This is a genomic window from Paenirhizobium daejeonense, assembly GCF_014280875.1.
GTDB classification, from domain to species: domain Bacteria; phylum Pseudomonadota; class Alphaproteobacteria; order Rhizobiales; family Rhizobiaceae; genus Allorhizobium; species Allorhizobium daejeonense.
Map to the genome: position 1 here is coordinate 236,658 of NZ_JACLAL010000001.1, position 12,639 is coordinate 249,296.

Annotated in this window: 10 protein-coding genes; 6 read left to right on the top strand and 4 right to left on the bottom strand. The window is 60.9% G+C overall.

The window, feature by feature from the left end:
* Positions 1-81: 81 nt before the first annotated feature.
* From H4I99_RS01055 to purD, 3 genes are all read right to left on the bottom strand, one after another.
* Complete coding sequence (locus H4I99_RS01055) at positions 82-1,923, bottom strand: methyl-accepting chemotaxis protein (protein ID WP_163903808.1); 1,842 nt, start codon at positions 1,921-1,923, stop codon at positions 82-84.
* A gap of 426 nt (positions 1,924-2,349) precedes the next feature.
* Positions 2,350-2,823, bottom strand: a complete 474-nt coding sequence (locus tag H4I99_RS01060) for a plant virulence effector HPE1-like domain-containing protein (protein ID WP_163903809.1) — start codon at positions 2,821-2,823, stop codon at positions 2,350-2,352.
* Positions 2,824-2,956: 133 nt separating this feature from the next.
* Positions 2,957-4,228, bottom strand: a complete 1,272-nt coding sequence (gene purD, locus H4I99_RS01065; RefSeq protein WP_163903810.1) for a phosphoribosylamine--glycine ligase — start codon at positions 4,226-4,228, stop codon at positions 2,957-2,959.
* 178 nt (positions 4,229-4,406) lie between these two features.
* Here purD and H4I99_RS01070 point away from each other — a divergent pair, with 178 nt between their 5' ends.
* From H4I99_RS01070 to H4I99_RS01080, 3 genes are all read left to right on the top strand, one after another.
* Positions 4,407-6,734 (top strand): Tex family protein, encoded by a 2,328-nt coding sequence (locus H4I99_RS01070; RefSeq protein ID WP_163903811.1) that lies wholly within the window; start codon positions 4,407-4,409, stop codon positions 6,732-6,734.
* Positions 6,735-7,014: 280 nt separating this feature from the next.
* Positions 7,015-8,271, top strand: a complete 1,257-nt coding sequence (locus tag H4I99_RS01075) for a cyclopropane fatty acid synthase (RefSeq protein WP_163903812.1) — start codon at positions 7,015-7,017, stop codon at positions 8,269-8,271.
* A gap of 145 nt (positions 8,272-8,416) precedes the next feature.
* Positions 8,417-9,220 (top strand): MipA/OmpV family protein, encoded by an 804-nt coding sequence (locus tag H4I99_RS01080; RefSeq protein ID WP_163903813.1) that lies wholly within the window; start codon positions 8,417-8,419, stop codon positions 9,218-9,220.
* Between the two features lie 74 nt (positions 9,221-9,294).
* Here the strand turns inward: H4I99_RS01080 and H4I99_RS01085 are convergent, their stop codons facing one another.
* Complete coding sequence (locus H4I99_RS01085; protein WP_163903815.1) at positions 9,295-10,038, bottom strand: hypothetical protein; 744 nt, start codon at positions 10,036-10,038, stop codon at positions 9,295-9,297.
* Between the two features lie 189 nt (positions 10,039-10,227).
* Here H4I99_RS01085 and ubiA point away from each other — a divergent pair, with 189 nt between their 5' ends.
* From ubiA to dmeF, 3 genes are all read left to right on the top strand, one after another.
* Positions 10,228-11,181 (top strand): 4-hydroxybenzoate octaprenyltransferase, encoded by a 954-nt coding sequence (ubiA, locus tag H4I99_RS01090; RefSeq protein ID WP_163903817.1) that lies wholly within the window; start codon positions 10,228-10,230, stop codon positions 11,179-11,181.
* 94 nt (positions 11,182-11,275) lie between these two features.
* The gene (locus H4I99_RS01095; protein WP_163903819.1) at positions 11,276-11,554 is read left to right on the top strand and encodes a metal/formaldehyde-sensitive transcriptional repressor; all 279 of its coding nucleotides are present in this window, start codon (positions 11,276-11,278) and stop codon (positions 11,552-11,554) included.
* 101 nt (positions 11,555-11,655) lie between these two features.
* A complete protein-coding gene (gene dmeF, locus H4I99_RS01100) occupies positions 11,656-12,594 on the top strand; it encodes a CDF family Co(II)/Ni(II) efflux transporter DmeF (protein WP_244624876.1) in 939 nt (312 codons plus the stop codon).
* Positions 12,595-12,639 lie beyond the last annotated feature (45 nt).

The window sequence follows — 12,639 nt, forward strand, 5'->3', positions numbered from 1 at the left end:
TCTTGGCGAGCGAACCAAAAAAAGTCGCCGGCATTTCTGCCGGCGGTTGTTGCTATATTCGGATTATACGCGTGGAGCGGGTCAGGAGGCCCGGCGCATTCTTTCGGCCATTGCGCCGAGACCGGCGGAGGACTGCATACCCTGTCCGGAAACCCGGAAACCGCGGATGAGGTTCAGCAGTTCCTCTGTGTCGTTGGCCAGCGCCTCGGCTGAGGCCGTGGTTTCTTCCGCCATGGCCGCATTGTGCTGGGTCGCCGCGTCGAGCTGGTTCATGGACGAGGAGATGGAGCGCAGTGTGGTGTCCTGTTCCGATGCGGAATGGGCGATCTTGGTGACGATGTCGCTCGCCGCCTTGATCTGGTCGGAGATGCGCTTCAGCGCCTCGCCTGCCTCGCCGACGAGCTGCACGCCGTTCTGCACCTGACCGGACGATCGCGAGATCTGTTCCTTAATCTCCTTTGCGGCAGCAGCCGAGCGCTGGGCGAGTTCGCGGACTTCCTGCGCGACGACCGCAAAGCCCTTGCCGCTTTCGCCGGCGCGGGCGGCTTCAACGCCGGCATTCAGTGCCAGCAGATTGGTCTGGAAGGCGATCTCGTCGATCACGCCGATGATCTTGGAAATTTCCGATGACGAGTGCTCGATGCCGCTCATTGCGTCGATCGCCTGGGCCACGACGGCATCCGAGCGCGACGCCTCGGTCGAGACGGCATGGACGCGCTTGGCGGCCTCCTGTGCGCCGTCGGCGGTCTGGCGGACGGCAACCGTCAGTTCGTCAAGGGCGGCAGATGTTTCCTCGAGATTGGCTGCCTGACGCTCCGTGCGCTGCGAAAGCTCGTTGGAGGCGCGGCGGATCTCTTCCTTCGAGCCGCCGATGTCGACGCCCTTGGAGCTGACCTTTGCCATGGCTGCCTCGAGATGGGACAGCGCCTCGTTGAAGTTGTCGCGCAGGCCTGAATACTTGGCGCCGATATCGCCGCAACGGACGGTGAGGTCGCCGTGGGCGAGTTGTTCCAGCGCCTGGCCTATGGTGGAGACGACGCGGGCCTGCTGCTCGGCTTCTGTCCGCTGCATGTCGGCATTCTGCTGGCGCTCGCTGTCGAGCTGCATCTGCTGCTCGTCCTGACGGGCGGCAAGTGCATGGCGCTCACGCACCTTTTCCTGCAGTTCCTTGGTGGCTTTCGCCATCATCCCGACCTCGTTGCCCATGTCGGTATGTGGAATGGCGAGCGAGACGTTCTCGTTGGCCACTTCCTCCAGTGCATTGTGGATGGCCTTGAGAGGAAGCGTGATGCCGCGGATCACCAGCCATCCGGCCGTGAGGCCGAGGACGACCAGCGTTGCGCCGATCATCATGGCCTTCCAGATCATCGCGTTGATCTTGAGCTGCAGGTCGTCGATGTAGACGCCAGTACCAACGATCATGTTCCAGGGCTCGTAGGACTTGCTGTAGACGGCCTTCTCAAAGACCTCACCACTCTTGTCGCCGGGCTTTTCCCAGAAGTAGTGGGTTACGCCGCCACCCTTCTTGCCCTTTTCGAGCATTTCCTCGCGGAACATGTTGCCCTTCTTGTCCGGCTGCCCCTTGCTGTTCACGCCGACCTGCTGCGGATTGGGATGGAACACCGTCACCACATCATAGGAGATGCCGAAGAGATAGCCGTTCGGTTCGAACTTTGCCTTGGAGAGAACCGCGAAGGCCTGCTTCTGTGCCTCTTCCTTGGTAAGCTCGCCAGACTTTACCCGGGCGTCGTAGCTCTCGATGATGGCAAGGCCGGATTCGACCTGCGTGCGCAACATGTCGGTGCGCTCGGCATAGATCGCGTCCGCTGCCGAATTGATCTGGAAATAGGTCGCGATGCCGAATGCGATCATCAGGGCACCGATCAACCCAAGCAACTGGTGGGAAATCTTTAGATTTTTCATAGGTCCTCGCTCAATCAAAGGGTCCGGCGGCGTTCTGCCGATCCTTGCGAGGTTCCTCTGCACTCGCCAGTGCACATGCATCATGCGGCTTCCGGGGGTATAGGGCGAGAATGCGGGCCTTTGTGTAAAATTTGAATTATATCGGCCCGACAACAAATAAACCCCAAAAAATAGGAGGGTTTTAGTCTCAAGTGATACCGTTTCAAGATTTTAGATAACTATTGGGAACCAATATACAATTTGAAATTGACGCGCGTCTTTTTTGATGTCGCGCCATGGTAGTTGTGCTTGTTTCGGGGGTGGGGTTTTTCATCTACAGGTAGCAAAAACGCCCCGGTTTTGCCGAGGCGTTTGCTCCGCATTGGCGCGGCAGGCCCGATCAGCCCGGATCGTAAGGCTGGGTGGGGCAGGGAAGGGGACGGCGACTTATTTCAGCCGCAGATCGAAGGTCGTGACATCAAGCGGCTTCGGCTCGGAGCGGCCGGTCATCCCGGCGGTGGCGGCAGGAGCGGGCGCCGCCACCGGAACAGCAGCGGTCGTCGCCTGCGCGTCGATGCCGTCTTCCTGCGGCCCGGCCGCGGTGACGACGGAGCCGTCGGTCGCCCAGCCCTCGGCCTTGCTCATGAAAACCACCGGCGAACCGCCCATCCAGGCTTCGGTTCGCTTGAGCTTTTTTTCGCCGTTCACCTCAACGATTTCGGCTGACTGTTTGCCCCCGGCGACATGCGGTACGACATAGGATCTCTTGACCTGCACCTCTTGCGGAGCAGGGCAGTTGGCGCAGGACATGACGATGATGCTGTTGCCCTTCGCTGCCTGCGGGCCGACTACCTCGATGGAAGAGGCGTGGGCCGGAGCGGCGGCAGCCAGCAGAATGGACGTCAGAACGAGATTGCGCATGGCGAGTTCCCCGAATGTCTTTCAAGGGGAAAATAGCCGCTGTTCGTTGCTATCCGGTCAGATGCATCGCTACAATTTTATCGATGCATCGTTTTTTGACGGGTGGAAGCGTCTATCAGGCCAGAAACTGCCGTCAGGTCTTGTCGCGGCCGATGGCACGCCAGCCGATGTCCCGGCGGCAGAAGCCGTTGTCCCAGGAAATCCTGTCGACCAGACCGTAGGCCCGGTCCTTGGCTTCCGCTACATCGCGGCCCAGCGCGGTGACGTTCAGGACGCGTCCGCCGGTGGCAACCAGCTTTCCATCCCTGAGCCCGGTGCCTGCGTGGAAGACTTTGGCGTCACCTGCAGCTTCAGGAATTGTGCCGATCGGCGTGTTCTTGGCGTAGGAGCCGGGATAACCCTTGGATGCCATCACGACGGTGAGGGCTGCTTCGTCCCGCCATTCGGCGGAAACTTCGTGCAGCCGGCCTGTCGCAGCTGCGTGCAGGAGCGGCAGGAGATCGCTCTTCAGCCGCATCATCAACACCTGGCATTCCGGGTCCCCGAAGCGGACGTTGTATTCGATGAGTTCGGGACCCTTTGCGGTGATCATCAGGCCGGCGAAGAACACGCCGGAAAAGGGCATGCCCATTTCCGCCATGCCGCGCATGGTTGGCTCGATGATTTCGCGCATGGTGCGCTCCACCAGTTCTGGCGTCATCACCGGAGCAGGAGAATAAGCGCCCATGCCGCCGGTGTTCGGGCCGGTATCTCCGTCGCCCACACGCTTGTGATCCTGGGCCGTTGCGAGCGCCAGCAGGCTCTTGCCGTCGGAGAGGCAGAAGAAGCTTGCTTCCTCCCCATCGAGGAACGCCTCGACCACGACTTCCGCACCGGCTTCGCCGAATGCGCCCTCGAAGCAGTCATCGACGGCCGCAAGCGCTTCATCGACGGTCATCGCCACCGTCACGCCCTTGCCTGCCGCAAGACCGTCGGCCTTGATGACGATGGGCGCACCCTGCGCACGGATATAGGCCTTGGCCTTCGGCGCGTTGTTGAAGCGCTGATAGGCGCCAGTCGGGATGTCGTAGCGGGCGCAGAGATCCTTGGTGAAACCCTTGGAGCCCTCGAGCTGGGCTGCGGCGGCAGACGGGCCGAAGACGGCAAAACCTTCCGCGCGCAGCTTGTCGGCTAGACCCGCAACCAGCGGCGCTTCCGGGCCGACGACGACGAAGTCGATGTCGTGTCCACGACAGAAGGCGAGGATCTCTTCCTGGTCGTCGGCGGAAATCGGCACCAGCGTCGCGTGTTCGCCGATCCCCGGATTGCCGGGAGCCGCGTAGAAAGCCTCCATCAGAGGCGATTGCGCCAGCTTCCATGCGAGTGCATGCTCGCGTCCGCCAGAACCGATCAACAGAACTTTCATCGCCTGCCCTCCGAATGCCATGATCCCGGCGGTTAAGGGCAGGGGACTGAAAGGTCAAGGCGAAAAGCGTCAAATGCGCTTCCGGCGCTTTCCTGTGGAACCCCGGGCGCCCGCGTTGCCTTCGTCGTCGCTGCCGCTATGGTCGCGGCTCGCAAATTTTGGAGAACACCGGATCATCATGGCCGACGACAACAAATCCATCGCCGCGATCATCGCTTCCGAGATCAAGGCTCGCCCCGATCAGGTGGCATCCGCCGTGCAGTTGCTGGACGAAGGCGCGACCGTTCCCTTCATTGCCCGTTACCGCAAGGAAGTGACGGGCGGTCTCGACGATACGCAGTTGCGCGATCTGGCCGAGCGGCTCACATATCTGCGCGAGCTTGCCGCCCGCCGCAAGGCGATCGTCGAGTCGATCACCTCGCAGGGCAAGATGACCGACGAACTGATGGTCAAGATTTTCCAGGTCGGCACCAAGGCCGAGCTTGAGGACATCTATCTCCCCTACAAGCCGAAGCGCCGCACCCGCGCGGAAATCGCCCGCGAAAAGGGCCTGCAGCCGCTGGCCGATGCCATCTGGGCCAACCGCGCCGCCGATCCCCAGCAACTGGCCGAGGCCTATATCAACGCCGATGTTCCCGACGTGAAGGCGGCTCTCGAAGGCGCGCGCGACATCGTCGCCGAGGCGATTTCGGAAAATGCCGACCTGATTGGCCGTCTGCGCAATGACATGAAGGATCGCGCAGTTCTCTATTCCAAGGTGGTCGAGGGCAAGGAGAATGCCGGCGAGAAATTCGCCGACTATTTCGATCATTTCGAACGTTGGGCGACGGTTCCGGGCCATCGCGCGCTCGCCATGCTGCGCGGCTGGAACGAGGAGATGCTGACGCTTTCGATCGAGGTCGACAAGGACGATCCGTCGCCGGTCAAGCCGGCGCAACGCACCATCGCCGCAGCCTATGAGATCCGTCAGGCCGGCCCGGCCGACAAGTGGCTGATGGAGGCCGCCGGCTGGACATGGCGCGTGAAGCTTTCCGTTTCGCTGTCGCTCGACCTGATGCGCGAACTGCGCGAACGTGCAGAGGAAGAAGCGATCCATGTCTTCGCCCGCAACCTCAAGGACCTGTTGCTCGCCGCCCCCGCCGGCTCTCGCGCCACCATGGGCCTCGATCCGGGTATCCGCACGGGCGTCAAGGTCGCGATTGTCGACGGCACCGGCAAGCTGCTGGAGACGACGACCGTCTATCCCTTCCCGCCGAAGAACGATGTGCGCGGCACGCAGGTGGAGCTCGCGGGCCTCATCCGCAAGCACAATGTCGAACTGATCGCCATCGGTAACGGCACTGGCAGCCGCGAGACCGAAAAGCTGGTGGCCGACATGCTCTCGCAGTTTCCTTCGACCGCCGCCAAGCCGACCAAGGTCATCGTCTCGGAAGCCGGCGCATCCGTCTATTCGGCGTCGGAAGCTGCCGCCCGCGAATTCCCGGGCCTCGACGTTTCGCTGCGTGGCGCCGTCTCCATCGCCCGCCGCCTGCAGGACCCGCTGGCCGAACTGGTGAAGATCGAGCCGAAGTCGATCGGCGTTGGCCAGTATCAGCACGACGTCGATCAGGGCAAGCTCGGTCGCTCGCTCGATGCGGTCGTCGAAGACGCGGTGAATGCCGTTGGCGTGGACCTCAACACGGCGTCTGTGCCGCTGCTCGCCCGCGTCTCGGGTCTCGGCGGCTCGATTGCCGAGGCCATTGTTTCCTATCGCGACCAGACCGGCGCATTCGAAAGCCGGAAGGATCTGCTGAAGGTGCCGCGTCTCGGCGCCCGCACCTTCGAACAATGTGCGGGCTTCCTGCGCATCCGGAACGGCAAGGAACCGCTCGACGCCTCTTCGGTGCACCCGGAGGCCTATGGTGTGGCGAAGAAGATCGTCGCTGCCTGCGGCCGCGACCTGCGCAGCCTGATGGGTGACAGCGCCCTGTTGAAGGGGCTCGACCCCCGCAAGTTCATTGACGAGCAGTTTGGCCTGCCGACCGTCAAGGACATCATTGCCGAACTCGACAAGCCGGGCCGCGATCCGCGCCCGAGCTTCAAGACGGCGACCTTTGCGGAAGGCGTCGACGAGATCACCGACCTCAAGCCCGGCATGATGCTGGAAGGCACCGTCACCAACGTTGCCGCCTTCGGCGCCTTCGTCGATATCGGCGTCCATCAGGACGGCCTCGTGCACGTGTCCCAGCTCGCCGATCGCTTCGTCAAGGATCCCCATGAGGTGGTCAAGGCGGGAGATGTCGTGAAGGTTCGCGTGGTCGAGGTCGATGTCAAGCGCAAGCGCATCGCGCTTACCATGCGCAAGGATGGAGGCGAGGCGCCAGCCCCGTCGGCCCGAGATAATCGTGGCCAGTCCAACATGCGCAACTCCGGCGGCAAGTCGGGCGGCAATCCGGGCGGACGCCAGGACGCGCCTGCCATCGGCGGTCTGGGTGCCGCTCTGGCCGAAGCCATGCGCAAGAAGTAAAACAGGCCAGGGCTTCACCGCATGCCGCACGAAGATCTCATGGTTGTTTCGTGCGGCATGCGTGAAAACAAGGGCTTGGCAAGCGGGGGAGCGAGTGCCCCGAAATCGCGCTGGATGGCGATACAACACTGCTTAAAACTCGGCCGAGGTGTGCCCCCGAAAGACCTTCGCTGAACGATGCCTCAAAAAATATGAAGCTTCTATAACAATGGCGTGCTTGCCTCGCGAGGCAGACGCGATAGATTTTAGACGTTTGTATAAGGCATTATGGGGGCAATGAATGACCTCAAGGCTTGAGGACTTACTGACAAAGATCATCCAAAAGGGAAATCTCCGCGTAGCTTTTGCGGATGGCCGGATAAAGACGATCGGAGATGGCAGCGGCGAATTGGTCGCTTTGCGCTTCACCGATGAAAAGGCAGAAAATGAGCTGGTTTCCGATCCCCAGCTCAGGTTTGGTGAAATCTACATGGACGGTCGGATGATCGTCGAAGAAGGCGATATTTATTGCCTCCTCGCTCTCATCAAATCGAATACCCTTTCCGAGGGCCTGAACTTCAGCATGATCTGGCGCGGATTGGCGCGCTATTGTCTGACCCGGATCTGCAGTCTCTTCCCGGTCAATCACAACCGCCGCAACGTTGCACATCACTACGATCTTTCCGCCAAACTCTTCGACCTTTTCCTCGATGAGGACTGGCAATATTCCTGCGCCTATTTCGAACCCGCCGGCATTTCGCTCGATGAGGCGCAGCTTGCCAAGAAGCGGCATATCGCGGCTAAGCTTCGTCTCGAGAAGGACCAGCGGGTACTGGAAATCGGCTCCGGCTGGGGCGGTATGGCCATGTACCTCGCCGAGATGGCGGGCGTCGAGGTCAACGGTATCACGCTTTCGACCGAACAGTTGCGCGTTTCGCGCGGCCGGGCTGCAAAGCGCGGTCTTTCTCCTCGCGTCCGGTTCGATCTTCAGGACTACCGCACCATGCGAGCGACGCCCTTCGACCGCATTGTCTCCGTCGGCATGTTCGAGCATGTCGGGCCATCCAACTATCGCAACTTCTTCGGAAAGGTTTCGGAGCTCCTGAAGGATGACGGGGTGATGGTGCTCCACTCCATCGGCCAGCCCTATCCGGCGCTTTACAACAACCCGTTCTTCGAAAAATACATCTTTCCTGGGGGCTATATTCCCTCCTTGGCCGAGGTGTTGCCCGCAGTCGAGAAGTCGGGCCTGCTGATCCGCGACGTGGAGATCCTGCCGCTTCACTACGGTTACACGCTCCGGCACTGGCGTCAGCGTTTCCTTGCCCGCAAGGCCGAGGCCGTGGCGCTATACGACGAACGTTTCTTCCGGATGTGGGAGTTCTATCTCGCCGGCTCGGAAATGGCCTTCACCCACGAGAACTTCTTCATCTTTCAGATGCAGATCACCAAGAGCCAGTTCGTCGTGCCCGACAACCGCAATTACATCGCCGAAGCCGAGGCGAAGCTGAAGGCGGCGGAAGCGGCAAGGGCGCCGCTGGAGAAGGTGGAATTCTAGAACTGCCGGCGGATGGGAGCAACCCGGGAGGGACGGGGCTGCGGCTCCGTCTTGGTTAATGCTCCGGTAATGCATTCGTGCGATTTTAACGCATCCTCTCTGCAGATCAGCAGAATTTAAGTATTGCGTTTTTTAGGATCGACCCATGCGAAAGCCGGCGCTTGCTCTCGTTTCCGCGAGCTTTTTCAGTATTATTGCCACCGAAAGCCATGCTGGCGAACATTTATGGTCCGGCGACTGGTACCTTACACTTGGCGGCGCCGGAATTTCCGGCCCGAAGTTCGAAGGCGCCGATAGCCGCAAGCTCTCCTTCTCGCCGATCATCTCGCTCGGTCGTCAGGGCAGCGGCTCGCGTTTCTCGTCGCGCAACGACAGCGCATCGCTGGCTATCGTCGATACCGACATGTTCCGCGCCGGTATCGCCGGCAAGTTCGTGCCCGCGCGCGATTCCGATGACTACCGCGACATCAAGGGACTTTCCGACGTCAAGTGGGGCGCCGAACTCGGCGGCTTCGTCGATGTCTACCCGACCGATTTTGTCCGTCTGCGTGGCGAGTTGCGCCAGGGCATCCGCAGCCATGACGGCCTCGTTGCCGATCTTTCGGCGGATGTCTTCACCGATATCGCCCCGGATATCCAGCTTTCCGGTGGTCCGCGCGCCCGTTACGCAACGAGCGGCTACTCCAAGGCCTATTATGGTGTGAATGCCGAGGAATCAGCAGCATCCGGCCTCAGCCAGTATGATCCGGATGGCGGCTGGCAGTCAGTCGGTGTCGGCACCGCGCTCACCTGGAAGGCGACCGAACAGCTCTCCACCAGCGCCTTTGCCGAATACTCCCGACTGGTTGGCACCGCCGGCGACAGCTCGCTGGTTCAGGAACGCGGCTCCCGCAACCAGTTCATGTTCGGCGTTTCCGCCAGCTACAAGTTCGGCTTCAGCCTCGATTGAGGCCGAAGCAGTGTCGGCATTTCCGGCAGCAGCCCGAAACGGTTCCGCCTCAGGAAACACCTGACGCGGAACGTCTAGATTTTGTCGGGGTTGATCGACACCACGACGTAGGAATACTCGGTGGTGTCGTCGCTACGGCCCTCAAGCGTCCCGCCGATGCCACGACCTGTGACCTTTGTCTTGCCGTCCGCAGTCGTCACTGTGCCGCCGACGGCAGCGCCCGCCGAGGCCCCGGCATACTGGTTGGTGACGTCCGTGAGTTTATCGGCGCGCAGCGCGTTGAGAACGAGGATGACATCGCTGCCGTGTGCTTTTCGTTCCTTGATAAGCGCGCGGCATTCGTTGCCGATCTTCGCCATCACGAGTTTCGCGCCCGCATCCGTCAGGGTCAATTCGCGGACGTTCTCCAGCGTATAGACGCGTGAACCCTTGCCTCCTGCATCTGCGGAAACCTGACCAATGCGCCACAGCTCACCCGTGGAGAGAGCTGCGCCATATGTCCGGCTCGCATCCACAGTCTTTTTCACCACCCTGACCGGCTCTTCGACGATGACATGCTGGTCAATCTCTTTCAGCGCACCGGTTTTCAGGAAGTCGTCGTAGCACATGGCATTGTAGACGGTGCCGTTGCCAGTGACGAATTTCGGTCTGTTGCCTTGCCCTGAAAAGTAGAGGTGCCCCACCTCGATTCCGCTCGTCGGCGCTACCGACGCATAGCCACGAGGCTGGATGCTTTCCAGCGTCGCTTGCGGGGGCGGTTTGGGCGCCCCTGTTACGGTACAGCCGGCGAGCGCTGCGCCTGTTGCGATGAGTAGCATGTGATCTCGCATTGATTCCCCCAATGATTGCATTATTAAAAAATACAATCATTGATATCGATCCGATGCAATGTGAATTCTTTTAAAAATTGCATTATAAAAATAAATGCAATCTTGAATTGCCGTCGATTGTAGCGGCGGGCGGCGATCCCGCTTGACCGGACTCCGGCCGCGCCCTTAGATGGCCTGATGCAACAGACAGATGACTTCGCCGGCCGCGTCGCCGATGCGCGTTCCGATAATTGGGTTCACCGAACCCTGCCTCGCAGCTGGTGGCCCTACGCGCAGCTTGCGCGCTGGGACAGGCCGATCGGCTGGCAATTGCTGATGTGGCCGTGCTTCTGGTCGTCGGCCATGGCCGCCAATGCGCTGGCGTCGGAAGGGCGTCTGTCCTTTTCGCTCTTCTTTTTTCATCTCTTTCTGTTCTTCGTCGGTTCGGTGGCCATGCGCGGGGCGGGCTGCACCTATAACGATCTCGTGGACCACAATATCGATATGCAGGTCGCGCGCACCCGCTCTCGGCCCTTGCCGTCGGGCCGCGTCAGCCGCAAGGAAGCGAAGATCTTCATCCTGGCTCAGGCGCTGGTCGGGTTGGCGGTGCTGCTCTGCTTCAACGGCTTTTCCATCGTCCTCGGTATCCTGTCGCTGGCGATCGTTGCCATCTATCCCTTCGCCAAGCGCTTTACCGACTGGCCGCAATTCTTCCTCGGTCTCGCCTTCTCCTGGGGTGGGCTGATGGGCTGGGCCGGTCTGCAGGGCGCGCTATCGCTCTCCGCCGTGCTGCTTTACGTTGCCGCCGTCGCCTGGACGATCGGTTACGACACGATCTACGCCCATCAGGACAAGGAGGACGACGCACTCGTTGGTGTTCGCTCCACCGCGCGGCTGTTCGGAGATGATACACGTTACTGGCTGATTGCCCTTTACGGCATAACTTTCCTGCTGCTTCTGGCAGCCTTCATCGCGGCGGGTGTAGGTTTCTTCGCCTATCTCGGCCTGTTTGTCGCGCTCGGCATGCTGGTCTGGCAGATCGTCGTTATCGATATCGATAATGCAGACCAGTGCCTTGCCCTGTTCAAGTCCAACAACCGCGTCGGCCTGATCCTCTTTGCTGGCCTGCTTCTGGCAATTCCCTTCGCCTGATTTTCCAGACTGCATGAAGACCTGATCCATCGCCCGGAATTGCCGGGCGATTTGCTTTTGCCTTTTGTCTCAAAATAGGGTACCCCCCTATATTATGAGTCATACGATAAAACATCAGGCAAAGCTGCTCGCCCGTGTCCGGCGGATGAAGGGGCAGATGGAAGCCATCGAAACCGCGCTGCTGGCGGAAGCGCCCTGCGGCGACGTTCTCAATATGGTCGCTTCGGTCCGTGGCGCGATCACCGGCCTGACGGCGGAACTGATCGAGGATCACATCCGCGAACATGTGGTCAATCCAGACCGCGAGGAAAACCCCGAGCGCGCCAGGGGGGCTGCAGAACTCATCGATGTCATCAGGAGCTATCTGAAATGACGCACGACCACGACGATCACCATCACCATCATCCGCATTTTCACCCCCATCAGCATCCCCATATTTCTGGCCAGCCGCGACTGCCCGCAAGCCATCAACACATGTTCCTGGGCGCGGACCACCAGCGCAACGCCCGCAAGACATGGGCGGTCATCGCCATCACCACGGTCATGATGGTGGGCGAGATCGCCGCCGGAACGCTGTTCGGTTCCATGGCCCTGCTGGCGGATGGCTGGCACATGGCAACCCATGCCGGCGCCATCCTGATCTCGGCGCTCGCCTATCGCTATGCGTTGAAGAATGTCGGCAACGAGCGCTTCACCTTCGGCACCGGCAAGTTCGGCGATCTCGCGGCATTCTCGAGCGCAATCGTGCTGGCCATGGTGGCGCTGCTGATAGGCTGGGAAAGCCTGATGCGTTTCCGCAATCCGGTGGCCATCGATTTCAACGAGGCGATCGCGGTTGCTGTCCTCGGTCTCGTCATCAATCTCGTCTGCGCCTGGCTGCTCTGGGACGATCACGACCATCACGGCGCCGGCCACGGTCATCATTATGGCCAACGCGATCACGCCGGCAGCCATGCTCATGCAGGCAGTCACGCCCATGGCGGTGGCGACACCAACCTGCGAGCTGCCTATGTGCATGTGGTCGCCGATGCGCTCACATCGGTTCTCGCCATTGCCGGTCTGTTTGCCGGCAGCTTTTACGGCTGGCTTTGGCTCGACCCGATCATCGGCCTCGTCGGTACGGTCATCATTGCCCGCTGGGCCTATGGCCTGATGCGCCAGGCGGGTGGTGTCCTTCTCGATTACGTTCCCCGCAGCGAGGACCTGCCGGATGAAATTCGCGCAATCATCGAACCGGAGGGGGCGACGATCGCTGACCTGCATGTCTGGCAGCTTGGCCCCGGCCATCACGGCGCCATCGTTTCGCTGACGGCGACTGAACCGCACGCCCCGTCCTACTATCGCGAGAAACTCGCCCGCATTCCCGACCTGTCGCATGTCACGGTCGAGGTCGAACGCGCAGCTGCTGCCTGACCTGTGTTCCGTTCTGAAACGACAAAGGGGTCAGAACGCCGTTCG

Bases quoted from the DNA above. Each gene is read 5' to 3' on its own strand.
- H4I99_RS01055 (WP_163903808.1), bottom strand. From the start codon at position 1,923: ATGAAAAATCTAAAGATTTCCCACCAGTTGCTTGGGTTGATCGGTGCC.
- H4I99_RS01060 (WP_163903809.1), bottom strand. From the start codon at position 2,823: ATGCGCAATCTCGTTCTGACGTCCATTCTGCTGGCTGCCGCCGCTCCG.
- purD (WP_163903810.1), bottom strand. From the start codon at position 4,228: ATGAAAGTTCTGTTGATCGGTTCTGGCGGACGCGAGCATGCACTCGCA.
- H4I99_RS01070 (WP_163903811.1), top strand. From the start codon at position 4,407: ATGGCCGACGACAACAAATCCATCGCCGCGATCATCGCTTCCGAGATC.
- H4I99_RS01075 (WP_163903812.1), top strand. From the start codon at position 7,015: ATGACCTCAAGGCTTGAGGACTTACTGACAAAGATCATCCAAAAGGGA.
- H4I99_RS01080 (WP_163903813.1), top strand. From the start codon at position 8,417: ATGCGAAAGCCGGCGCTTGCTCTCGTTTCCGCGAGCTTTTTCAGTATT.
- H4I99_RS01085 (WP_163903815.1), bottom strand. From the start codon at position 10,038: ATGCTACTCATCGCAACAGGCGCAGCGCTCGCCGGCTGTACCGTAACA.
- ubiA (WP_163903817.1), top strand. From the start codon at position 10,228: ATGCAACAGACAGATGACTTCGCCGGCCGCGTCGCCGATGCGCGTTCC.
- H4I99_RS01095 (WP_163903819.1), top strand. From the start codon at position 11,276: ATGAGTCATACGATAAAACATCAGGCAAAGCTGCTCGCCCGTGTCCGG.
- dmeF (WP_244624876.1), top strand. From the start codon at position 11,656: ATGTTCCTGGGCGCGGACCACCAGCGCAACGCCCGCAAGACATGGGCG.